This is a genomic window from Sphingomonas sp. KRR8, from assembly GCF_023559245.1.
In the GTDB taxonomy this organism is placed as follows: domain Bacteria; phylum Pseudomonadota; class Alphaproteobacteria; order Sphingomonadales; family Sphingomonadaceae; genus Sphingomicrobium.
Map to the genome: position 1 here is coordinate 2,538,122 of NZ_CP097462.1, position 20,885 is coordinate 2,559,006.

General features: G+C 66.8%; 21 protein-coding genes and 1 tRNA gene. 9 read left to right on the forward strand and 13 right to left on the reverse strand.

What is annotated here, in order from left to right; all coding sequences use genetic code 11:
* Positions 1-11 precede the first annotated feature (11 nt).
* A complete protein-coding gene (gene cmk / locus M8312_RS12840; protein WP_250119786.1) occupies positions 12-638 on the reverse strand; it encodes a (d)CMP kinase in 627 nt (208 codons plus the stop codon).
* Positions 639-754: 116 nt separating this feature from the next.
* Between cmk and M8312_RS12845 the strand changes: the two genes are divergently transcribed.
* From M8312_RS12845 to M8312_RS12875, 7 genes are all read left to right on the forward strand, one after another.
* Entirely contained in the window at positions 755-1,084 is a 330-nt protein-coding gene (locus tag M8312_RS12845; protein ID WP_250118077.1) for a TIGR02300 family protein, read from the forward strand.
* A 47-nt stretch (positions 1,085-1,131) separates the two neighbouring features.
* Positions 1,132-1,207, forward strand: a tRNA-Ala gene (locus tag M8312_RS12850).
* A gap of 146 nt (positions 1,208-1,353) precedes the next feature.
* Positions 1,354-2,241 (forward strand): alpha/beta hydrolase, encoded by an 888-nt coding sequence (locus M8312_RS12855; RefSeq protein ID WP_250118078.1) that lies wholly within the window; start codon positions 1,354-1,356, stop codon positions 2,239-2,241.
* A gap of 180 nt (positions 2,242-2,421) precedes the next feature.
* The gene (locus M8312_RS12860; protein ID WP_250118079.1) at positions 2,422-3,345 is read left to right on the forward strand and encodes an SMP-30/gluconolactonase/LRE family protein; all 924 of its coding nucleotides are present in this window, start codon (positions 2,422-2,424) and stop codon (positions 3,343-3,345) included.
* A complete protein-coding gene (locus M8312_RS12865; RefSeq protein WP_250118080.1) occupies positions 3,342-4,445 on the forward strand; it encodes a catalase in 1,104 nt (367 codons plus the stop codon). The genes M8312_RS12860 and M8312_RS12865 overlap by 4 nt, the downstream gene beginning before the upstream one ends.
* On the forward strand, positions 4,435-5,151 hold the full coding sequence (locus tag M8312_RS12870; RefSeq protein ID WP_250118081.1) for a hypothetical protein: 717 nt from the start codon (positions 4,435-4,437) through the stop codon (positions 5,149-5,151). Before M8312_RS12865 ends, M8312_RS12870 begins: the two co-directional genes overlap by 11 nt.
* Positions 5,148-6,596 carry a Dyp-type peroxidase gene (locus tag M8312_RS12875; protein WP_250118082.1) on the forward strand — a complete coding sequence of 483 codons (1,449 nt, stop codon included), beginning with the start codon at positions 5,148-5,150 and terminating at the stop codon, positions 6,594-6,596. The genes M8312_RS12870 and M8312_RS12875 overlap by 4 nt, the downstream gene beginning before the upstream one ends.
* Positions 6,597-6,601: 5 nt before the next feature.
* Here M8312_RS12875 and M8312_RS12880 read toward each other — a convergent pair whose 3' ends face one another.
* The 3 genes from M8312_RS12880 to M8312_RS12890 all read right to left on the reverse strand — a co-directional run bounded on the left by M8312_RS12880 (position 6,602) and on the right by M8312_RS12890 (position 12,491).
* On the reverse strand, positions 6,602-9,730 hold the full coding sequence (locus M8312_RS12880) for an ATP-binding protein (protein WP_250118083.1): 3,129 nt from the start codon (positions 9,728-9,730) through the stop codon (positions 6,602-6,604).
* A gap of 422 nt (positions 9,731-10,152) precedes the next feature.
* Positions 10,153-10,329, reverse strand: coding sequence for a Flp family type IVb pilin (locus M8312_RS12885; RefSeq protein WP_250118084.1), 177 nt, complete (start codon positions 10,327-10,329; stop codon positions 10,153-10,155).
* Positions 10,330-10,484: 155 nt separating this feature from the next.
* A complete protein-coding gene (locus M8312_RS12890) occupies positions 10,485-12,491 on the reverse strand; it encodes a transglycosylase domain-containing protein (RefSeq protein WP_250118085.1) in 2,007 nt (668 codons plus the stop codon).
* A gap of 102 nt (positions 12,492-12,593) precedes the next feature.
* Here M8312_RS12890 and M8312_RS12895 point away from each other — a divergent pair, with 102 nt between their 5' ends.
* Positions 12,594-14,045 carry an ABC transporter substrate-binding protein gene (locus M8312_RS12895; protein ID WP_250118086.1) on the forward strand — a complete coding sequence of 484 codons (1,452 nt, stop codon included), beginning with the start codon at positions 12,594-12,596 and terminating at the stop codon, positions 14,043-14,045.
* Between the two features lie 2 nt (positions 14,046-14,047).
* Positions 14,048-14,476, forward strand: a complete 429-nt coding sequence (locus M8312_RS12900) for a DUF4112 domain-containing protein (protein WP_250118087.1) — start codon at positions 14,048-14,050, stop codon at positions 14,474-14,476.
* On the opposite strand, the gene M8312_RS12905 is transcribed toward M8312_RS12900, so the two are convergent.
* The 9 genes from M8312_RS12905 to M8312_RS12945 all read right to left on the reverse strand — a co-directional run bounded on the left by M8312_RS12905 (position 14,473) and on the right by M8312_RS12945 (position 20,880).
* Entirely contained in the window at positions 14,473-14,775 is a 303-nt protein-coding gene (locus M8312_RS12905) for a hypothetical protein (protein ID WP_250118088.1), read from the reverse strand. The genes M8312_RS12900 and M8312_RS12905 overlap by 4 nt on opposite strands.
* A gap of 67 nt (positions 14,776-14,842) precedes the next feature.
* Positions 14,843-15,874: a quinolinate synthase NadA gene (gene nadA, locus M8312_RS12910; protein WP_250118089.1), complete on the reverse strand. Its 1,032-nt coding sequence runs from the start codon at positions 15,872-15,874 to the stop codon at positions 14,843-14,845.
* Positions 15,875-15,928: 54 nt separating this feature from the next.
* Positions 15,929-16,672, reverse strand: a complete 744-nt coding sequence (locus tag M8312_RS12915) for a hypothetical protein (protein ID WP_250118090.1) — start codon at positions 16,670-16,672, stop codon at positions 15,929-15,931.
* Positions 16,673-16,761: 89 nt separating this feature from the next.
* The gene (locus M8312_RS12920; protein ID WP_250118091.1) at positions 16,762-17,490 is read right to left on the reverse strand and encodes a hypothetical protein; all 729 of its coding nucleotides are present in this window, start codon (positions 17,488-17,490) and stop codon (positions 16,762-16,764) included.
* Positions 17,472-18,326, reverse strand: coding sequence for an MBL fold metallo-hydrolase (locus M8312_RS12925; protein WP_250118092.1), 855 nt, complete (start codon positions 18,324-18,326; stop codon positions 17,472-17,474). The genes M8312_RS12920 and M8312_RS12925 overlap by 19 nt, the downstream gene beginning before the upstream one ends.
* A gap of 48 nt (positions 18,327-18,374) precedes the next feature.
* Positions 18,375-18,782 carry a hypothetical protein gene (locus tag M8312_RS12930; protein ID WP_250118093.1) on the reverse strand — a complete coding sequence of 136 codons (408 nt, stop codon included), beginning with the start codon at positions 18,780-18,782 and terminating at the stop codon, positions 18,375-18,377.
* 67 nt (positions 18,783-18,849) lie between these two features.
* Positions 18,850-20,097: a glycosyltransferase gene (locus tag M8312_RS12935; protein ID WP_250118094.1), complete on the reverse strand. Its 1,248-nt coding sequence runs from the start codon at positions 20,095-20,097 to the stop codon at positions 18,850-18,852.
* Between the two features lie 220 nt (positions 20,098-20,317).
* Positions 20,318-20,635: a Grx4 family monothiol glutaredoxin gene (gene grxD, locus M8312_RS12940; RefSeq protein ID WP_250118095.1), complete on the reverse strand. Its 318-nt coding sequence runs from the start codon at positions 20,633-20,635 to the stop codon at positions 20,318-20,320.
* 5 nt (positions 20,636-20,640) lie between these two features.
* The gene (locus M8312_RS12945) at positions 20,641-20,880 is read right to left on the reverse strand and encodes a BolA family protein (protein WP_250118096.1); all 240 of its coding nucleotides are present in this window, start codon (positions 20,878-20,880) and stop codon (positions 20,641-20,643) included.
* Positions 20,881-20,885: the final 5 nt, after the last annotated feature.

Below are 20,885 nucleotides of genomic sequence, written 5' to 3' on the forward strand. Positions count from 1 at the left end.
GGCCGCACCGCTTAGACCGCGGCCAGCCGCTCCTCAACCAGCCGGATGGCGGCGGCCACCGACGCCTCGCGATCGAGCGCGCTGGTGTCGAGCAGCATGGCGTCGGCCGCCTGCCGCAGCGGCGCGGCGGAGCGGTGGCTGTCGCGCTCGTCCCGCGCCTCGATGTCGAGCAGGACGTCGGGCAGATGGGCGGTCACGCCGCGCGCCTGCAGTTCGGCCAGGCGGCGCTCGGCGCGGACCTGGGGCGAGGCGGTGACGAACAGCTTGGCGGTGGCGTGCGGCGCGATCACGGTGCCGATGTCGCGGCCATCGAGCACTGCTCCGCTTGTCCCCTCTGCGAAGTCGCGCTGCCGTTCAAGGAGTGCCTCGCGAACGGCGGGGTAAGCGGAAATACGGCTGGCGATCCCGCCGACCGCTTCGCTGCGCAATTCTTCATCGTCGAGCAGGGCAGCAACTCCGTCGCAGGCGCGCACCGCCGCGAATTCGCTGTCGGGGTCGAGTTCCCGGCGGAGCAGGTTGAGCGCCACGGCCCGGTACAGCATGCCCGTATCCATGTGCGGCAAGCCGAAATGAGCGGCCAGCGCGCGGGCGATGGTACCCTTGCCGCTGGCGGCGGGACCGTCGACGGCAATCACGATTGGGGAGGCTTGCGGCACGGCGGCGGCTTTGACAGCCACCCCTCGCTATGGCAAGGCGCCGCCCGATTTGGTCTCGGCTGCCTGCCCTGGGGCCTCTATGAATATTGGAGTTTTCCATGGTGAAGCCCGAGTGGGGCCACAAGCGCACCTGCCCCAAGTGCTCGACTCGTTTTTATGACCTGGGCAAGGACGACCCGGTCACCTGCATCAATTGCGGCGCGACCTTCGTGCCGGAGCCGGTGCTGAAGTCCAAGCAGCCGCTGCCGTTCGAGGCCGCCCCCGCGCAGGCCGCGCCCGAGCAGAACGCCGACGAGGATCTGGGCGCCGAGGATCTGGCCCTGCCCGACGAGGACGAGGAGCCGAGCGCCGACGACGAGGTCGATATCGGCACCGGCGACGACGACCTTGGCGTCGAGACCGCGGCGGACGACGACGAAAACAGCTGATTTGAGGTTTGACCCGCGCCGCAAAATCCCTAAAGGCGCGGGGACAAGGGGCCGTAGCTCAGCTGGGAGAGCGTCGCAATGGCATTGCGAAGGTCAGGGGTTCGATCCCCCTCGGCTCCACCATTACAAAAAGCCCGCGGAAACGCGGGCTTTTTTTCGTTCTGGCGGTACCCTTCGCGCCTGAGCCCGTCCGATCATCGCGGCCGGGTCGAGCGTGTTCCCGCTTTCGCGCATTGCCGACCTCACCGAGTTCGTGTTGTCTCCGGCCCATGTTCATCCGCGCCTTGTTCCTGATGGCCAGCAGTCTTGCCGCGGCCGTCATCGGCCCAGTTCCAGCACGGGCAGCTCGCCCGCCGTCACGCCCCGACGTCCTGACCAGTCGGCTGGAGATCGGAACTTCCCACGTCATCACGTCGAAGGTGCTGGGCGAGCGACGCGTCCTTAACGTGGTGCTCCCGGCAGGCTACGCGGCGGCCCCGCAACGCCGTTATCCCGTGCTGTACCTGATCGACGGAGGCGTAGAGCAGGACCTTCTGTCGGTCGCAGGACTTGCCCGGTCAGGAGCCCTGTGGGGCCGGTCAGCCGACGCCATCGTCGTGGGCATCGAGACCAAGGACCGGCGGCGCGAACTGGTTGGGCCGACACACGACCCGGCCCTCCTCAAACGTTATCCGACGGCCGGCGCCTCGGCACAGTTTCGCGACTTCATCCGGACCGAAGTCAAGCCGCTGATCGAGCAGCGTTATCGCACCAGCGGCCATGACGTGGTCATGGGTGAGTCGCTGGCGGGCCTCTTTATCGTGGAGACTTACCTGGCCGATCCCGCGCTGTTCGGGGGATATGCGGCGATCGACCCCAGTCTCTGGTGGGATCAGGGCGCCTTGTCGCGGTCGGCCGCAACACGGGTGGGCAAGGGCCAGCGGTCACGCAAGTTGCTGGTTGCGGCCGCGCGGGAGCAGCTGGAGGAACCGGACGCCTATGACCGGCTGGTCTCCGTGGTCCGCGGCGCGGACCTTGACCTGTGCCTGATGCCCCGACCCGACCAAACTCATGCGACCATCTACCAGCAGCTTGCGCCCGCCGTGCTGCAGCTGCTGCTCCCGCCCGAACACCCCGCGCCACCGGAATATGGTTTTGTGGCGACGTGCTCCCGGTGACGCGATGAGCCTGCCCGTCCCTGCCGGGGGAGCTGCGATCGCTGCATCATGCGCCGACCTTGCGGATAGTCATTAACATCGTCATGATGAGTCGACTTTCTGGTGAGCTGTAGAGTGCGTACCGCCGTGGCCTGACAGTGGGCTTGGCGTCCAAGCCACTCCGTCTGGAAGGCGCTCCCAATGGATCTGGCCCTCACCGTCGAAGTCGGGAATCTCGGCTTTCCGGAAGGTCCGGTGGCGATGGCCGACGGGTCATTGCTGTTCGTAGACATCAAGAACGAGCTGCTCGGCCGCTCCCGTGGGGGTGGGCAGGTGGAAACCGTCGCCAAGCTGGAAGGTGGGCCGAACGGGGTCGCCATCGGGCCCGACGGTGCGGCCTATGTCTGCAACAATGGCGGTGTCTACAACTGGGGCAAGTTCGGCAAGGTGACGGTCCCGGCGCCGCCGCCGCCGCCCGCAAGCTACCGAGGCGGTTCCATCCAGCGCGTGGATCTGGCCACGGGCGCCGTGACCACCCTGTATGACAGCTACGACGGAGCTCGGCTGCTTGCGCCGGACGACATCGTCTTCGATGCCGCGGGCGGGTTCTGGTTCACGGACTCGGGGCTGCAGCTGGTGGACGGCACCAAGCATGGTGCGGTTTATTACGGAACGGCCGACGGGCGCCCGCTGGTCAAGGCCGCGACCATTCCGATGCCCAACGGCGTCGGCCTCTCACCCGATGGCAAGATCCTCTACGTCTCGGATACGATCTATGGCCGATTGTGGTCGTTGCAGGTCACAGGACCGGGCACGGTCGCGCCCGGCCCGCTGCCGGTCATGGTCGGCAACGTCGTCCAGACCCTTCCCGGTTTCCAGTGGCTGGATAGCCTCAAGGTCGAGCAGGACGGGCGCATCTGCGTCGGCACCATCTTCAACGGCGGGATCAGTGTGTTCGGCACGGACGGAAGCGTCGAGCACGTCTCGGTGAACGACATCTTCACGACCAACCTGTGTTTCGGCGGGGCCGATATGATGGATGTGTGGATCACCGCGTCGGGCACGGGCACGATCTACAAGGGACGGTGGCCGCGCCCCGGGCTCAAGCCGGCGTTCCAGGCATGAGCTTGCGAACGGTCGACCCTACGCTGACGCCCGGCGCCCGGATGCCGGCGAGTGCGGCTGGCAGCGACTCGGGCGAGGACCCGACCATTGCCGAGCGCCTGGTCGATGCCCTCGCCCGTCCCGATGGCAGTGCCGCGCTTCGACCGGTCCACGCGACCGGTAATGGAGCGACCGGTTCGTTCGCTCCCTCCGACGTCGCGCACAAGTTCTGCAAGGCGAGCCATTTTCGCCGTGGCTGCTCACCCGTGCGGGCGACCGTGCGTTTCTCCAATGGCTCGGGCTGCGCGACCCGCCATGACGGCTGGTCCGACGTTCGCGGCATGGCGACCCGCTTCCACCTCGCGGACGGCAGCGCCACCGACCTCATCGCGATGACCCTTCGAGAGTTCTTCGCGCCGGACGCCTATTCATTTCTGCGGTTCGCGGTGGCGGCGAAGCCCAGGCATTTCAAATCCACGAGCTGGCTGGGCAAGATCTGGGATTACCTGAATCTCAGATTGCCGGTTCGCGACGCCTATCCCGGCGAGGTCATCCGCCCTGACGAGGGTGCCGTCGCATTCGCCAATCAGCATGATTATGCGCAACTCGCGGTGTTCGACGCGGCGTCGATCGGTGCACCCGTCAGCTACGCCCGCGCGTCATATCACGCGGTGCACACGTTCGTCCTCACCGCGCCCGACGGTACCCGGCGCTATGTACGCTTCAGCTGGTTGCCGACGGTGGGGGTGCTCAACACCGACCCGTTGGCCGTTCCAGTGGATCGCTATCTCGAGCGGGAGCTTCACCGGCGGATCGCTGCCGGGCCGGTGCATTTCAACCTGATGATGGTGCTTGGCGAAGCGGGGGACGACTTTGACGATTCCACCCGTCCATGGCCGCCGCATCGACGCCGCGTGTTCATGGGAACATTGACGCTCGACAAGCTTCTCGATGACGACATTTGCGAGCGGCTGAACTTCAATCCGTGGTTGCTGCCCGACGGCATCGGGCCGTCCAACGATCCCGTTCTAAGAGTCCGCAAGGAAGCGTACGAAATCTCCGGCCGCCGCCGCGGCGCTGCGGCCTGCCCGTGCGCGAGGAGGGACGACCATGCCGCGTAGGCCGGGCATGATGGATCGCTTGGTCGACACCCTCCCCGACTGGGGCGGGTTCAAGTGGCTGTCGACCCACGTCATCGTGCCGTTCTGGGCGTGGCGCGAACCGACGCCGCCGCTGCCGGGCGGTCCACGCGCCGCGGTTCAGCCGAGCGAGAACCTGCAGCGCATGATGAACCTCGTCATGCCGCTCAACGATCCCTCTCCGGTCGGACGGGCGAAGGCGGCGTTTGCGATCGCCCAGAACGTCGAGGAGATCTTCGCCGGTTTGGACAACGTCGGCACGGTTCACTTCGCCCGCTTCGTCCTCATCGGCGACTACATCTGCATGATCTCGGTCTACGATGGCGACTTCAACAACTACATCCGCGACTTCATCGCGACCGTCGGCAGCGTGTTCGACGCCGTCATCTCGCTCGTCGACGGTGGTGACGAAATGATCCCGACCGCTCACAACATCGAGACGTTCATCGAGTGGGTCAGGGCGCATGACCTGTTCCAGGCGTCAGACTTCCCGACCGACCTTTTCGCGCTGCAGGATGCGGCGAAGGGCCTTGGACCTGACCGTCCGCCGCGGCCGCTCCGCTCATTGCCGCGCGCGCTCATCCTGCAGATGCGGGCCAATCCCAACCTGTCGCTCGGCGGCGGTTATCGCGCCTACCCTGGCGTATCCGCAGCCCAGGTGCGCGGCGCTTTCGGTGTCGGCTGGTGATCGACCAGCTCGAACCATGGAGCATCCAGGGTAACGTCCTTCGGGGATATCGCAGCAATTTGCGCTTCGTTCGCTATCTCATGCTCGAAGTCAGCGACCGGACCGCGGCACGGCAGTTTCTCGCCGAGGCGGCGGCCGGCGGTACTTCCGAGGTGCCGGGCATCACCACCGATGAAACCTGGATCGAGGAGCAGCATAGCTGCTTCAACGTCACCTTCACCTTCGCCGGCCTGCGAGCGATGGGCACTCCAGCACAATCTCTCGCAACCTTTCCGATCGAATTCGCCCAAGGGATGACGGCCCGCGCGGTGCGCCTTTACGATACCGGCCCAAGCGCACCGGAGAACTGGCCGGCGCCGTTCGACGAACCCGAGCGCCTGCACGTGGTCGCCTCGATCTACGCGAGCGAGAACAGCGCCCTCGACGGATCGTCGATCCTCGACCAGGTGCAACGGCAAGTGGCTCGGGCGTTCACCGTCCTGGGCGTCCGCGACGGTGCCGCCTTCAAGGAGAACAGGGTTCACTTCGGCTACGTCGACAGCATCTCCCAACCGCAATTTCGCAAGCGGCCTGACACGATCGAACCCGTCGACCCGCTCGGCACGGTACTGCTGGGTTACCCCACCCGGCTGGAGGGCCTGATGTTCCGGGTTCCCGAGCCACCCGAGCTTGGGTTTAATGGCAGCTTCAACGCTTTCCGGGTCCTGGCGCAGGATGTTTCGGGGTTCGAAGATTACCTCGACCGGGCCGCAACCGAACTGATCGAGCGACTGCCGGGTGAGAAGATGGCGAGGCTTCTCGCGCCTGGTGACGACCGCAAGATCATGGACGTGCTGCTTGGCCCGGGCGACCGCACGCAAGCCGACAGGCGCGACGACCAGTTCCTCGCCTTGCGGGAGATCGTCGCTGCCCAGATGTGCGGCCGGTGGCGCAACGGCGACCCGCTGGCGTCCTGTCCCGACGTTCCGGACCCGTCCAGGTCGCTGACCCAGTTCGACTATGGCGCTTCATCGACTTGCCCGGCGGGGTCGCATCTTCGCCGGGTCAATCCGCGTGGAGGTCCGATGGTGCAGCGGATCGCCAATTATACGCGGCGGCTGGTCCGGCGCGGCATGCCCTATGGACCGCCTTACGATCCTGCCAAGCCCGACCGCCTGGAGCGCGGCCTGCTCGGCAATTTCATCGGCGCGAACATCGCCGCGCAGTTCGAAGCGATCATGTGCGACTGGCTTAACCTCGGCCTTCAGGATCCGGACATCACCCGCTCCAATGACCCGCTGATCGGGGCGAACGAGCCGACGACGAGCTGGTTCGATCTCCGAATGAAGGACGGCTCGAAGCTTCGCCTGCGCGGTTTCCCGCGGTTCGTCACCACCCGTGGCGGAGCCTACACCTTTATCCCGAGCATGGACGGCATTCGGTACCTGGCAGCGCTGACCGGCTAGGCTACCTAGGCGGCAAGAGCGCTCAAGGCTCCATCGATCCGGTCGAGCAGCGGCGACGCGCCCGAGGCCTGGATGAGCCGCTTCGCCTCACTCAGGTGATGCCTTGCCAGATCGGGCTTGCGCCGCGCCGCGTGGAGCAAGCCGACCACCATCTCGGCCCGGCCGATGTTATGACCTTCCGGGTCCAGCTGGGGGTTGGCGCGTACCTGCGCGATGAGGCTGAGAATGCGGCTCGGCCCCTGCAGGAAGACCTTCCCCAGCGTCCACGCATTGCGCAACAGAATGCTGGCCGACGCGCCGCCCTTGCCTGAAAGAACGGCGAGGTAGACTTCGCAAAGATAGAGCCGGCCCCAGTCGGCCGAGACGTGGAAGCCCAGCTGTTCGTTGCGGACGATGGCGGCTTCGATCCGCGCCAGACCCGCTCCGATCTGTCCATTGGTGACCTGCGCGACGCCGAGCATGAGTTCGGGGCCCGCTTCGAACATCGTCCAACCGTTGCGGCGACAAAGGTCGAGGTGGCTTTGCACGACTTCGAGCGCATTGGGTCGCGCCAGGGGAACGATGGCTCCGCAACGGGCGGCGGAGGCGATGATCTGTTCGAACCGCGCGCGCGACATGTCCAACGCCCGTTCGGCGAGTTCAAGCGCCTGCTCATAGTCATCGGCGATGCTTGCGATCAGCGCGCGCATGGCCGTCCCATAGCCGAGCGCGCGCGGGTCATTCAGCGCCGTTCCATTGGCGACCAGCCGGTCGGCGGTCTCGAGCGCGCGATCGACCTGTCCCCGGCAGACCTGATCCCAGCCGATGCTCGCAAGGGTGAAGTTCTTCAAATAAGCGTCGTCGAGATCGCTGAGCGCGCGCGCCGCTTCGCGACTGGTGGCGTCGAACCGCTCGATCGGCATCGGCGCGCAGTAAGTGGACACGGAGAGCTCACTGACCAGCGCGTAGGCGGTCGCCTGCCGGTCGTTCAGCCGCCCCGCCATCGCCGACAATCTCTGCTGCACGGCCAGGGCATCCCGGTAGCGCGCGTTGCAGATGAGGCATGCCGCATAATGATGCAGGAACAGCGCGTGGTGAGGGCTGTCGCCGATCCGGGCGAGGAGCGGCTCGACCCGGTCCGCCAGCGCGAGCATCGGCTTCACTGACAGGGACAGGTTCAAGCAGAGCGCATAGTTCGCCAGCATGACCGCGACCTCGGCTTCGCTGGCGCAGCGCGGATTAGATTCGTAGAGCGCAAGGGCGGAGGCGAAATATTCCGCGGCCTGGTCGTGCGAGAAGGTGCCCAGGCTCTTCGCTCCGGCCATGGCGAGGAAAGTGAAGGCGCGGTCATCGCACGCGGTCTGCGCGTAATGCAGCGCCAGCAACTCGGCGACCTCGGTCAGGCGCCCGTGGCTGCGGACCTCAAGGGCCTCGGCGACCGCGAGATGCAGCTTCGTGCGATCGGCCGGCAACAGGCCGTGATAGACGCAGTCGCGCATCAGCACGTGTTTGAAGGAGTAATTGGTCGCTGCGCTGTCGCCGTCGATAAAGTCCTGTTTCTGAAGCGCTTTCAAAGCGTCGCCGAGATGATCGACCTCTGGGCGGGCGAGCGCCAGAAGGCCCGCATCGAAGCGGCGGCCAACGACGGCGGCCGCCTGCAGCACGCCACGCTCGCTGGGCATCAAGCGGTCGAGGCGGGCGGCGAGCAAGCCGAGCAGGCTGGTGGGCAGGGCCGTTTCGCAGGCCGCGGAATCGAACACGGCTTCGCCATCGTCGATCCGGACGGCCCCTTGCTCGATCAGGAAGCTGAGGATCTCTTCGCTGAACAAAGGGTTTCCGCCAGCCCGCTCGACCACCTGGCGGATCAGGGGTTCGGGCAGATCGCTCACGCCGAGGCGGTCGCGCGCCACTCGCAGGATTTCTTCGCCGGTCAGCGGCGTGAGCGTTTGCGCGATGACGCAGGGCGCTTCCGCCCAGGGCGGATGATATTCGGGACGTCGGGTATGCACCACCAGCAGGTTGGCGATCCCGGAACTTGCGACGATGGCGGCCAGCACCTCCTCCGACGCGCTGTCGATCCAGTGGATGTCCTCCAGCAACAGGAGAACAGGGGTCATGCTGCATCGCGCCTTGAGCAGCTTGAACAGCAGGTCGCGCGTTCGCAGACCGATCAGAACCACGTCGAGTCCGGTCAGCGCCCCGGCGGGCGGAGCAAGGCCCAGCAGGTTCAACAACAGGCCGCGGTTCTCGAGGGCGTCGAGCGACAGGGTGCGAAGGCCAATCTCAAGCTTCTTCGCGATCGCGGCGGGCTCGTCGTCCAGTCCGATCTGGAACGCTCCGCGCACCACCTCGATGAAGGGGAGGAACGGGATCGGCTGGCTGTCCGCGGCGCAGTGGCCCTGAAGCACCCGAACCCCGTCCGGCGGGACATGCTCGAGGAATTCAAATGTCAGCCGGGTCTTGCCGAGGCCCGGCTCAGCAGCGAGGTCGACGACGCACAACTCCGACCTGGACCGCTCGAGCGCATCGGCGAGCACGGCGAGGTTCTCGTCGCGGCCGACGAGCGGGCTCAAGCCCCGGCCAAGCGACCGGTGAAAGCGCGTGGCATTGTCGCGAACGGAGACGAGGCGCCACAGCTTCTGCGGCTTCGACACGCCCTTGATCATCGTTTCGCAGTGAAGCTCGAGCTCCACCTGCCATTCGATCAGGCCGCGCGTCGCTTCGCAGATGAGGCAGCCACCCGGTGGCGCCCGGCTCTCGATCCTCGACGCGAGGTTCACGGCATTGCCGATCGTGGTGATCGCCATGCTTTCGCTGTCGACGGGGGCCACTGCCGCCACCCCGGAGCTGATGCCGACTCGCATCTGAGCCTGGATGTTGAACTCGTCGTTGATGGTGTTGGTGGCTTCGGCGAAGGTCTTCTGGATCGACATGGCTGCGCGGCAAGCCTGCAACGCCGCATTCTCCGACGCTTCGGAAAGGCCGAAAACGGCCATGACACTGTCGCCGCCGAAGGCGTGGACGCGACCGTCATGTTCGCGAACACAGCGCGCGAGGGAGGCGTAGATCGCCTGAACGAACTCCAGCGACCTTTCTTCGCCAAGCTTTTCGAGGGTGGCGGTGTAACCGACCATGTCGGCAAACAGGACAGACACGTGGCGCCGCTCACCGCCGGCGGGAGAAGCATGGCCTTGAGAGGTTGGACTCTCGATCACGTGGCTCTTCTCTCAAAGCTGGCACATCGGATCGAGGGAAGTTCGTCGCGATGCGCTCAGCAACCGTCCTTAATCGAAACTTGAACGAATAGCAGTAGCGCAGAATTTACCCGCGCACACGCGAGTCGTGAAGGCGCATCTCCACCGAACGGCAGGAACTAGCGCGAAAGCCGGGGCGATCGGAGTACGCGCGCGCTGCTGGAGCGCAGCCGGTCTTTGCTAATCAGGCTTTCGGCCGCAGCGTCTCGCGGCCCAGGGCAGCGGTCGGCGCCGCCGGCATGTCAGGGTGTCATGAACAACAAAAAGGCGGCGGCGTCTTCCGACGCCGCCGCCCAATTGTTCGAGCCGTAGCTCGCGAGCTCTTACGAGTTCGCGCCGCTCAGGCTGTTCGAAACGCCCGTGAAGGTGCGGCTCAGCTGGTTGCCGACCGCGCCCAGCGCGGTGATGCAAGCAACGGCGATCAGAGCGGCGATCAGGCCGTACTCGATCGCGGTGGCACCCTCTTCATTCTTCATGATCTTCTTGATGAACTTCGACATGTCCGGTCTCCTAGTTCCACTCACCTGGGCTTACGCCCCACCGGCGGATCACTCAGGAGCCCGTCGGTTGAGAGCATCTCTACGAGTCGGTGGTTGAGAAGCCGTTAAAGCGCCTCCTTAATTTGCCTTTACAGATTCAGGGGCTCAATTTGTCATTATAGGCGGTCGAGCAGCCGTTCGGCGTCTTTCATCAAATCACCGACCCATTGCGAGGGATCGACATCCCAATCCGACGGCAGCGGGCTCTTGCGAGTCGGCGGGGGAAGACGGCGGGGCGGCTGGTAGTCGCCTGGAAGCGAGGTTGCGTTTCGCCCGTCTACCGCGAGCGCCGGCGCCATGAATGCACGCCAGATTTCCGCCGGGGCGCTGCCGCCGCTCATCGAATGCGCCATTGGTGTGTTGTCGTCGCGGCCGACCCAGACGCCGACGACCAGGTCACCCGCAAAGCCGACGAACAGCGCATCGCGATTGTCCTGGCTGGTGCCGGTCTTGCCGAAGGTGGGCGTCGACAGCGCGGCCCGCCGGCCGGTGCCTTCGTTGGCGGCCGCCCACAGCAGGTCGAGCATGGGCTTCCAGTCGCGCGAGCGATCGAGCCGACCGCCCTGGGTGAAGAAGAGCGAGGACAGGTTCGATTCGTCCGCGCCTTCCTTGGCCGGCTGGGGCGGAAGCCCTGACGCACGCACCGGATAGCGTCCGCTGGCGATCGCCGCATAAGCGCTGGTCAGCTCAAGCAGGCTGACACCTGCGCTGCCAAGCGCCACGCTGGGTGTATTGGGCAGCGGGGTGGAGATGCCGAGGTCGCGCGCCGCGCGCAGGACGTTCTGCCGTCCGACGCTTTCAGACAGGCGCACCGACGCGGCATTGCTGGACCGCGCGAACGCCTCCTTGAGCGTAATGTCACCCCGGTAGACGCCGTCGCTGTTGGTCGGCGACCAGCCGTCGATCTTGATGGGCGTGTCCGAGATCTTGCTGTCGGGCGTCCAGCCGGAACGCAGCGCGGCGAGGTAGACGAACAGCTTGAAGGTGCTGCCCGGTTGCCGGCGGCCCTGGGTCGCCCGGTTGAAGGGAGAGGCCTTGTAGCTGTTCCCACCGACCATCGCGACCACCCGTCCGTCCGGGCGCATCGCCACCAGCGCGGCCTGCGCGCCGCCGATGCTGGCGTTGGCGACCGCCCGGCTGGCGAGCCGTTGAAGCCGCGAATCGAGCGTCGTCTTCACCTTGATCTCACCGAAGTCGGCGGCGAACGCGTCGGCGGCCTGCGGCGCGACCCAGTCGGCGAAATAGGTGCCGGTGGGAACCTTGGCATCGACGATCACCGGCCGGGCCGATGCGGCAGCCCGCGCGCGGGCGAGCGAGATAACTCCGGTGTCGGCCATTTCCTGCAACACCAGCCGCGAGCGCTTCTGCGCGGCGGGGAGGTTGTGAGTCGGCGCGAGGCGGGAGGGCGCCTGGACCATTCCGGCCAGCATTGCCGACTGGGCGAGCGTCAGATTCTCGGGATCGCGTCCGAAATAATGGTGAGCGGCAGCGCGCAGCCCATAGACGCCATCGCCGAAATAGACCGACGAGAGGTAGCGGGAGAGGATCTCATCCTTCGTCAGCCACGCCTCGAGCCAGAAGGCGATGATCACTTCCTGGGCCTTGCGCTTGAGATTGCGGTCGGAGGACAGGAAGCTGGTCTTGGCAAGCTGCTGGGTGATCGTGCTGCCACCCTGGCGCACGCCGCCGGCGTGAAGGTTGGTGATCAGCGCACGGCCGATGGAGCGGGGGTCGATGCCCCAGTGCGAGTAAAAGCGCCGGTCCTCGATCGCGACAAAGGCGCCCGGCGTATATTTGTTGAGCCTGGCAACTTCCACCGGCGCTTCCTTGATCGCGCCGCGCCGCGCGATCGCCTGCCCGTCGGCGGACACGATCAGCATGGCCGGGTTCGGCAGCGGCTCCAGCGCGCGGCCAAGCGGGGCCGTGAAGACCAGCCACAGGATGGTGATCAGCAGCAGCGCGAAGAAGGTGGTGAGCGCCCAGCGCAGCCAGCGGCGGCGGCGGCGCGGCGGTGGGGCTAGCTCGTCCTCCGAATGAGGATCGACCTCGGGCGCGAACGGATCTGGCAGGTCCTCGACGGGAGTGCCGGAGCGGCTGAGCCAGGGAGAATCGCGGTCGGCCATGCGCGCTTTAAGCACCTCTTCGGACTGACCTACGCGGGTAATACAGTTCGCGTGGCTTGTGAAGGCTTGGGTGAAGGTGCGCCAGCCGCTAGAGCAGACAAGATGAACCGTGTCCGACTTCTGCTGCTCGGAGCGCTGGCGCTGGCCGGGGGCTGCCAGAAGCAGGAAACCGGCGCGGTGCGGGTCGTGGTCGCCGGCGACGCGCCCGCAGTGGTCGATCCGGCAGATGGGCCGATCGACGGGCCGCAGGCGGTGCTGCTGTCCGCCGTGGCGCAGGGGCTGGTGCGGTTCGACGGCGACGGCAATATCGTTGGCGGCCTGGCCGAGCGCTGGAACGTGTCCAACGACGGGCTGCTCTACATCTTCCGGCTACAGAGCGGGACATGGCCGGGCGGGCGCAAGATCGTCGCGGAAGACGTCGCCCGCCTCCTTCGGCGCGAGATTGCGAGGGCAAGCCGCAACAGCCTGAAGGACACTGCGGGAGCCGTCACGCAGATCGTGGCGATGACCGACCGGGTTCTCGCCATCCAGCTGTTCGCGCCGCGACCGCACCTCCTGCAGCTGCTCGCCCAGCCGGAATTCGGCATCGTTCGCGGTGATGTCGGCACCGGGCCGTTCACGCTGGCGCAGCAGGGCCGATGGATGCAGCTCAGCCGGACGTTGCCGTCCGGGGAGGACGAGGAGCCGCAGGTCGAGCGCGTGATGCTGACCGCCGCCCCCATGACCGCGGCGGTGCGGGCGTTCACCGACCGCAAGGTGGGCCTGGTGCTTGGCGGGACCTTTGCCGACCTGCCGCTGACCAATGACGCGCGCCTGCCGCGCGGGACGTTGCGCTTCGATCCCGCCGCCGGGCTGTTCGGCCTCGTTCCAGGGCGAGCCAACGGACTGCTGGCCGACCGCGAGGTTCGCGACCTCCTCGACCGCGCGATCGACCGGCCCGCGCTGGTCAGCGCGCTGGGCGTTCCGGACCTGCAACCAAGAGCCTCGATCCTGGAAGGCGGACTGGACGGCAACATCGCTCCGGCGAACCCGGCGTGGGCGGGGCAGCAGCTGTCCGATCGTCTGCCCGCCCTCGTCGCCGAGGCGCACCGGCTGTTTCCGCGCAAGCCTGGAGATCAGCCGCCCGTGATACGCGTCGCGGTGCCGCGCTCACCAGGAGGCGCCGCGCTGCTGCAGCGGCTTCGTGCCGACTGGCGCCGGCTGGGGATCATGGTCGCCCATGCCGATGACGAGGACGAGGCGGACCTCAGGTTGATCGACTGGGTGGCGCCGTCCGTATCCCCGGCCTGGTACCTGCGTTCCTTCCGCTGCGGCGCGGTGCCCATCTGCGTTCCGCAAGCCGAGGAGCCGCTCAACATCGCGCGCGAGACACTCAACGTCGCCGAGCGCAACGCCCGCCTGGCCGAAGCCGAGCGGATGATGCGCGACAATGTGCTGTTCATGCCGCTGGCGGCGCCGGTGCGCTGGTCGCTGGTCCGCGACCTGCCGGGTTTTCAGGAGAACCGTTTCGCTCGCCATTCATTGAGTGATCTCAGGAATGGGAGCAGTCAGTAGCCATGGTGACAGAGACAAAGGGCGCGAAGATCGGCCGGTTCACCGTGTCGGGCGAGCCGCGAGCGGTGCGCGACCGCATCGAGGGACTGGAGCATGTGCTGGAGCGGCTGGTGGTGCTGCCGGGCATCAACCGGCCCGTGGGCCTGGACGTGGTGCTCGACTTCGTGCCGGTGGTCGGGCCGACGGTGGCCGCGGGACTTGGCGCCTATCTGGCGTGGGAGGCGCGCAACCTTGGCATGTCCAAGTGGCAGCTGAGCCGGATGGCCGGCAATATCGGGGTCGACTGGCTGCTGGGCATGATCCCCTTCGTCGGGGCAGTGCCGGATTTCTTCTTCCGCTCGAACACCCGCAACCTGCGGATGATCAAGCGCCACCTCGACCGCCATCATCCGGAGACGATGACGATCGAGGGCAAGGCGGACGAACTTTAGCGGCGGTAGCAGCGGCGGTTGGCGGTCAGCGACCGATCGATCGCCCGGCCCGCGAGCGCGCCGCCGACAGCGCCACCAGCTGTGCCGAGCAGGCCGTGGCCAAGGATGCTGCGGCCAACCAGCGCACCGCCGACACCGCCGGCGATCAGGCCGGTGCTGCCCGACGAATAACGGCACGAACGACCGTAGTAGGTCGAGTGGCGATAGTGGTGACGGCGTGCGTCAGCCGGGCTGACCGCGACGACGCTGGAGATGGTGGCAATCGCCAATGCGGCGCTGCCGAAAAGGGTGCGAGACATGATATTTCCTTTCAAGGGTCGTATAGCTCCCGAAATCAACGCGACAGGTTGGCGATGGTTTCCGCCGTCAGTCGCGGACTGGAACCACTGCCTCGCCTTCGCTGCTGCTGAGGATCGGCCGTCCGACGTCTCCCTGGCCGACGGTTCGGCCCGCCATCTCCAGCATCCGCTCCAGCGGCACTCGCGCCTTGTCCATCAGCTCGGTGGAGAGCTCAACCCGCGGGGTCAGGTCGCGCAGCGCGACGTACAATTTCTCCAGCGTGTTCAGCGCCATGTAGGGGCACATGTTGCAGTTGCAGTTGCCGTCCCCGCCCGGGACACCGATGAAGGTCTTGTGCGGCGCGGCCTTCTCCATCTGGTGGATGATGTGCGGCTCGGTCGCGACCAGGATCACATCGCTGGGTGAGTTCACCGCGAAGTCGAGGATCGCGCGGGTCGAGCCGACATGGTCGGCATGGTCGACGATGTGCGGCGGGCATTCCGGGTGCGCCGCGACCGGAGCGCCGGGATATTGCGCCTTGAGCTTCAGCAGCTCGGTCTCGCTGAAGGCCTGGTGGACGATGCAGATGCCGGGCCACAGCAGCATGTCCCGACCGGTCTTGCGCGCCAGATAGCCGCCAAGGTGCCGGTCGGGTCCGAAGATGATCTTCTGATCCTTGGGGATCTGGCTGAGGATCACGTCGGCGCTGGACGAGGTCACGATGATGTCGCTGAGCGCCTTCACCGCCGCCGAACAGTTGATGTATGTCAGCGCGATATGGTCCGGATGCGCCGCGCGGAAGGCGGCGAACTGGTCGGGCGGACAGCTGTCCTCGAGGCTGCAGCCAGCATCCATGTCGGGCAGGATGACGGTCTTCTCAGGGCTGAGGATCTTGGCCGTTTCCGCCATGAAGCGGACGCCGCAGAAGGCGATCACGTCGGCATCGGTCGCCGCCGCCTTACGGGACAGGTCGAGGCTGTCGCCGACGAAGTCCGCGAGGTCCTGGATCTCGGGCTTCTGGTAATAATGGGCGAGGATGACCGCGTTGCGCTCTTCCTTGAGGCGCTTGATCTCGCCCAGCAGGTCGGTGCCCTTGAGGCTGGTGGTTGGCGCGGTCACTGGTCCTACTCTCCCGGCGGGCCGGTCGCCCGCCCGGCCGAGATATGCGCGAGGTCAGCCCGCCGCAATGCTCGCGGCAAGCTGGGCCGTCACCGGCAGGCGCGAGGCGACCTCGATCAGCAGGTGCGAGCCGACCAGCACGGCGGCGACCACCAGCGTCGCCGGATGGACCTGGCCCAACTGCTTGCGATCGTGCCGGGCGATGACCGCGATGAAGCCCAGCTGCACCGCCAGCGCGAGCATCTCGCCCCAGGTCTGGCCGAGCAGCGGCATCGGCAGCAGCCGGCCCAGCGCCGGCTCGGCAATGATGAAGCCGGTGCCGATCATCAGCCGACGATGCCACTGGACCTGCCGGCGATAGCTGACGGCAAGCACGACCATCAGCGCGAAAGCCGCGATGTCGATCTGGTTCAGCGACAGGAAGAATGCCGGGGTGAAGAAGGGCGGAACGATGCCAAGAGAGATCGCGTGGATCCCGGTATAGCTGCCGACCACCACGATCGCCGCTGCCAGCGCCATGGCGACCCAGCCCAGCGTCCGGTGCAACTGCACCTGCATCCGGCTGATCAGCACGCTTTGCAGAACGAACATGCCGAGCCAGCTGACCATCAGTCCGCCATGAAGGTGGAGAAAGGCCGGCACGGTGCGGAAGTCGACAAAGCCGCGCAGCTCGAACTGGATGAAGCCGAACAGGATGAAGGCGGCCAGGAAGATGGCGTAACGGGTAAAGAATCGCTGATCGGCCATGTAACCCCGGCCGGTCCGAGCGGTCGTGGTGGTGGCGGCATGCGTTGCCATGATGATGTATTCCCCTGCTTTTGCAGCGCAGGGCCTTGTCCCCAGACCTCACGCGTCGGGGGTCGTTTACCACAGTCTTCCGCCGATTGTTAGCGGCGCGAACGCTCTTCAAGCACGTCGGCGATGGACCGGCTGACGTCCCACCGCTCGCCGCTGCGGCGGTCCTCCGGCGGCCCGCGCACCTCGACCGACACGTCGCCGAGCCCCGCTGCCCGAAGCGGCGCCTCGAGGTTGCGGGCGATGGCCTTGCGAGCGGCTTCGTCGGCCGCGGCGCGATTGGCTGGCTTGTCGGCCTCGGCGGAGGCCTGCTGACGCGCGCCGATCGCGATGCCGGTGCGCAGGCGGCTCTGCATGTCGCGCGTGATCAGCGGACCGTTATAGGCCACCACCTGACGGCTCTCGTCGATGTTGGGTGCGTCCGGCTTCGCCGCCGGCGCCCGCACGAGCAGAGTGCGCGTGCGTTCGTCCCAGATGTAATCGTCCAGCCCGATCTCGCCCATGTCGACGAAGTAGGACAGCGACCAGGGCTGCTTGACCGTGATTCCGCCGGTCAGGATGTCGCCGATCCCGCCGGTGGTGCGGCGCTTGGTGGTGACCGTACCGGCCATCTTGTAGACCTCGAGGCGGTTGCGATTGTCGCGCAGGGCCACGACCAACCGGTCGACGTCGCTGGTGGCGACCTTCCGCTGCTCCTCCCGGTCGAAGTAGCGCGCCAGCCAGTAGCCGGCTCCGATCAGGAGGGCCGCGGTGATCAGCGTCTTGACGACGGTGGTCAGCGGCAGGCGCTCGACCGAGGCCGTCATGACGCGGGCATCCATTGCTCCATCGCTTCGCGAACGAGCCCGCGCGCCTGAAGGTCCAGCAGGTGGGCGAGCGCGGTCGCCTGGGCGGCAGGGATCAGCCGTTTGTCGAGTGCGGGATAGGCCCAGCCGACGAGCGCCTCGAGGGTGGAGGAGCCATATTCGTCGAGCAGGCGCAGCAGCTGCCGCTCGCGTTGCAGCCGGTGGCTGATCATCCCCCGCACCAGCCGGTGCGGGTCGCCGACCGGGTCTCCATGCGCGGGCAGGTAGAGGCGGTCATGGGTTCGTTCGCGCAGGCGCATGAGGCTGGCGAGGTAATCGCCCATGTTCCCGTCCGGCGGGATGACGACGCTGGTCGACCAGCCCATCACATGATCCCCGGTGAACAGCAGGCCGGCCGCATCGTCGGCGAAGCAGAGGTGGTTGCTGGTGTGGCCAGGGGTGTGGACGGCGGTGAGCGTGCGCCCGTCAACGGTGACGCTTTCGCCATCAGCCAGCACCCGGTCGGGCGCATAGCTGCGGTCGAAACCCGATTCCTGATCACCCTCCACCACCAGCGGAGCACAGCCGATCACCGGCGCGCCGGTGCGTTCGGCCAGCGGCGCGGCGCCCGGCGAGTGATCGCGGTGCGTATGGGTGACGAGGATCGCTGCCACCGGGCGTCCGGCGATGGCGGCGACCAGCGCGTCCAGATGCCCCGGTTCAGCGGGCCCTGGATCGATGATGGCAAGCTCGCTCTGGCCGACCAGATGCACCTGGGTGCCGGTGAAGGTGTATGGCGACGGATTGGGCGCAAGCAGCCGCGCCACACCGGGCTCCACTTCGATCAGCTGTCCGTAGGGCGCGTCCACCATTCAGCGCTTAGCAGCTTGGCGGCGGCGGGGAAGGCTGCAGGCGGGCGCTTACGGGCGCCCGGCCTTGTCGAGCGCGATCACCAGTTCGTTGACCACCCTCGCACGAACCTCGGGTGAGAGGTTCGGGTCGTTGCGCACCCTTGCCATGGTGTCGCGCAGGGCCTGCTGCCACTGCGCCGGGCTCTCCGCCCGATTGGCGCATACGCGGATGCGGCTGACCTGGCGCTTTCCGCCGACGGTCCGATCGACCTCACTGGAGAAAGTGCGGTTGGGGTCGCAATTCTGGCGCACGCCGGCGATCCTCGCGGCGTCGGCGCCCTCAAGCCGCTGCTCGGTGACCTTGCCGTCCGGTCCGACCTTGCGGACGACGACGACCTGCCGCTGCTCGGGCGCGGGCGGCGCGGGCGGCGCTGGCGGCGTTGCGGCCTGGGCGGCGGCGGCAAGCAGAAAGATCATCGAAACGGCTCCTCTGGCATGGAACCAAGGAAGGTTGATGATGACCGATAAACCGCCGCTGAACAGGTCAGATGCGGACGGCGGAACCGCGCAATCCCGCGGAGGCCTCGTGCGCGGCCAGGCGGCGGCGGTTCTGCGCGGCCGGGATCACCTCGCCGAACAGCACGTCCATGCTGTGGCGCCAGGTGAATTCGCCCGCGACATAGTCGCGCGCGAGCCGTCCCATCGCGGTCCGGTCCGAACGCCAGACCTCCGCGATGTTGGCGGCCATCGCCGCCGGGTCTCCGACAGGGCCGAGCAGGCCCATACCTGGCCGAACGCGCTCCGGCATCGCGCCGCCGCTGACGCCAACGACCGGCAGGCCCGACGCCTGCGCCTCGATCACCGAAACGCCGAACGTCTCGTTCGGCATGGCCGATACGTAGATGTCGCTGGAGGCGAGCCAGCGGGCCAGCTCCGCCCGATCGGTGACGAAGCCCGGGGTGACGATGCGCGGATCGTTGAGACGCGCGATCTGCTCGAGCATGGGTCCCTGTCCAAGCAGGACCAGCCGGGCGTCGAGTTCGGGGGGCAGCTGGCGGAACGCCTCGACCACGACGTCGGGTCGCTTCTCCACGTCCATCCGGCCGACATAGATCAGCAGCGGCTGGTCATCACCTATCCCGAGCCGCTTCCGCAGGGCCGGGTCGCGCCGGCTTGAGCCGAAATCGCCAAGCTCCACGCCGAGCGGAAGGATGTGAACAGGGTCGACGCCGAGTGACCGCAAGCGCGCGCCGCCGCCGGCATCGGACAAGGCGTAGACCGCATCGAACTGGCGATAGAGCTTGCCACAATAGGAATAGCACAGCCTGCCCGCGGCCTCGCCCAGCCGCGTGCCCACGGCCTTGGAGATGGGACGCCTCGCGTAGACCGTCGGGAAGTCCGTCATGTAGCCGGCAACCAGCGCGGTCTCGGGAAAGCGGCGGCGATGGCCGAGCGCGACCCACGGCAGATTATAGGCGTCCTGGCATTCGATGACGTCCGGGCGGAAGCGCTCCAGCGCCTCGCGCACCGCGCCATTGCGGAGCAGCAGGCGGTAATTGGGGCTGAAGGGGACGTGCGGCGACTTGATCCAGGCCGTGATGGCGCGTCCACCGTCGCTTTCCTCCACCCAGTCGCGGTCGGCGGGGAGGACCATCAGGTGGCGGTGTGGGGTCTCGGCAAGGATGTGGGCGCGCTTGGCCCGAAGATAGGTGCCAACGCCGCCGCCGACCGCGGACCAGCTCTGGGTCAGGTCGCAAATCAGGCGTGGAGGTGAGGCTGCGGCCGGGCTCACGCGGGGCAAATCCGTCGGAAAGTTTGACACTCAGGAGATTGGCCGTGCTGCGACCGCATGAAGAAATCCCTATTTTCCGCTAATCACGCGCATTTGGCACACAGCCTGCAACACTGAAGCTGTCCACATTGGTTCCACGCCAATCGGAAGGGACGGCACTCCGGTTTCTCTGGTCCCGGGTTGCCGTCCCTTCTTCGTTCAGAACGCTCGCACAACGCGGTTAAGCGGCGGGAGTGCCGACCAGCTGTTGCAGCTCGCCACTCTCGTACATCTCCATCATGATGTCCGAGCCGCCCACGAACTCACCGTTGACGTAGAGCTGCGGAATGGTCGGCCAGTCGGAATAGGCCTTGATCCCCTGGCGGATCTCCGCGTCCTGCAGCACGTCCACCGTCTGATAATCGGCGCCAAGCCGGTCGAGGATCGCGACCGCGCGGCTGGAGAAGCCGCACTGCGGAAAGAATTGGGTGCCCTTCATGAACAGGACGACGGGGCTGGCCTTCACCAGTTCGTCGATTCGGGCGGAAGCGTCGGTCATTGATGTTACTCCGTTGCAGGCGCCGCAGTTTCGAGCTGCAGCGCGTGAAGCTCTTCCCCCATTCGTCCCCCCAACGCGCGATAGACCAGCTGGTGCTGGCGGACGCGCGGCATTCCGGCAAAGGCGGCGCTGACGACCCGCGCCGCATAATGATCGCCATCGCCGGCCAGGTCACGGATGGTGACCTCCGCGTCCGGCAGGGCAGCGCGGATCAGGTCGGCGATGTCATCGGCGGCCATCGGCATGGGGG

Excerpts from the sequence above, each read along its gene's own strand:
- M8312_RS12870 (WP_250118081.1), top strand. The coding sequence starts at position 4,435 with ATGCCGCGTAGGCCGGGCATGATGGATCGCTTGGTCGACACCCTCCCC.
- M8312_RS12845 (WP_250118077.1), top strand. The coding sequence starts at position 755 with ATGGTGAAGCCCGAGTGGGGCCACAAGCGCACCTGCCCCAAGTGCTCG.
- M8312_RS12905 (WP_250118088.1), bottom strand. The coding sequence starts at position 14,775 with ATGTCTCGCACCCTTTTCGGCAGCGCCGCATTGGCGATTGCCACCATC.
- M8312_RS12895 (WP_250118086.1), top strand. The coding sequence starts at position 12,594 with ATGAACCGTGTCCGACTTCTGCTGCTCGGAGCGCTGGCGCTGGCCGGG.
- M8312_RS12930 (WP_250118093.1), bottom strand. The coding sequence starts at position 18,782 with ATGATCTTTCTGCTTGCCGCCGCCGCCCAGGCCGCAACGCCGCCAGCG.
- M8312_RS12860 (WP_250118079.1), top strand. The coding sequence starts at position 2,422 with ATGGATCTGGCCCTCACCGTCGAAGTCGGGAATCTCGGCTTTCCGGAA.
- M8312_RS12900 (WP_250118087.1), top strand. The coding sequence starts at position 14,048 with ATGGTGACAGAGACAAAGGGCGCGAAGATCGGCCGGTTCACCGTGTCG.
- M8312_RS12945 (WP_250118096.1), bottom strand. The coding sequence starts at position 20,880 with ATGCCGATGGCCGCCGATGACATCGCCGACCTGATCCGCGCTGCCCTG.
- M8312_RS12885 (WP_250118084.1), bottom strand. The coding sequence starts at position 10,329 with ATGTCGAAGTTCATCAAGAAGATCATGAAGAATGAAGAGGGTGCCACC.
- grxD (WP_250118095.1), bottom strand. The coding sequence starts at position 20,635 with ATGACCGACGCTTCCGCCCGAATCGACGAACTGGTGAAGGCCAGCCCC.
- M8312_RS12890 (WP_250118085.1), bottom strand. The coding sequence starts at position 12,491 with ATGGCCGACCGCGATTCTCCCTGGCTCAGCCGCTCCGGCACTCCCGTC.
- M8312_RS12865 (WP_250118080.1), top strand. The coding sequence starts at position 3,342 with ATGAGCTTGCGAACGGTCGACCCTACGCTGACGCCCGGCGCCCGGATG.
- M8312_RS12925 (WP_250118092.1), bottom strand. The coding sequence starts at position 18,326 with ATGGTGGACGCGCCCTACGGACAGCTGATCGAAGTGGAGCCCGGTGTG.
- M8312_RS12855 (WP_250118078.1), top strand. The coding sequence starts at position 1,354 with ATGTTCATCCGCGCCTTGTTCCTGATGGCCAGCAGTCTTGCCGCGGCC.
- M8312_RS12920 (WP_250118091.1), bottom strand. The coding sequence starts at position 17,490 with ATGGATGCCCGCGTCATGACGGCCTCGGTCGAGCGCCTGCCGCTGACC.
- M8312_RS12915 (WP_250118090.1), bottom strand. The coding sequence starts at position 16,672 with ATGGCAACGCATGCCGCCACCACCACGACCGCTCGGACCGGCCGGGGT.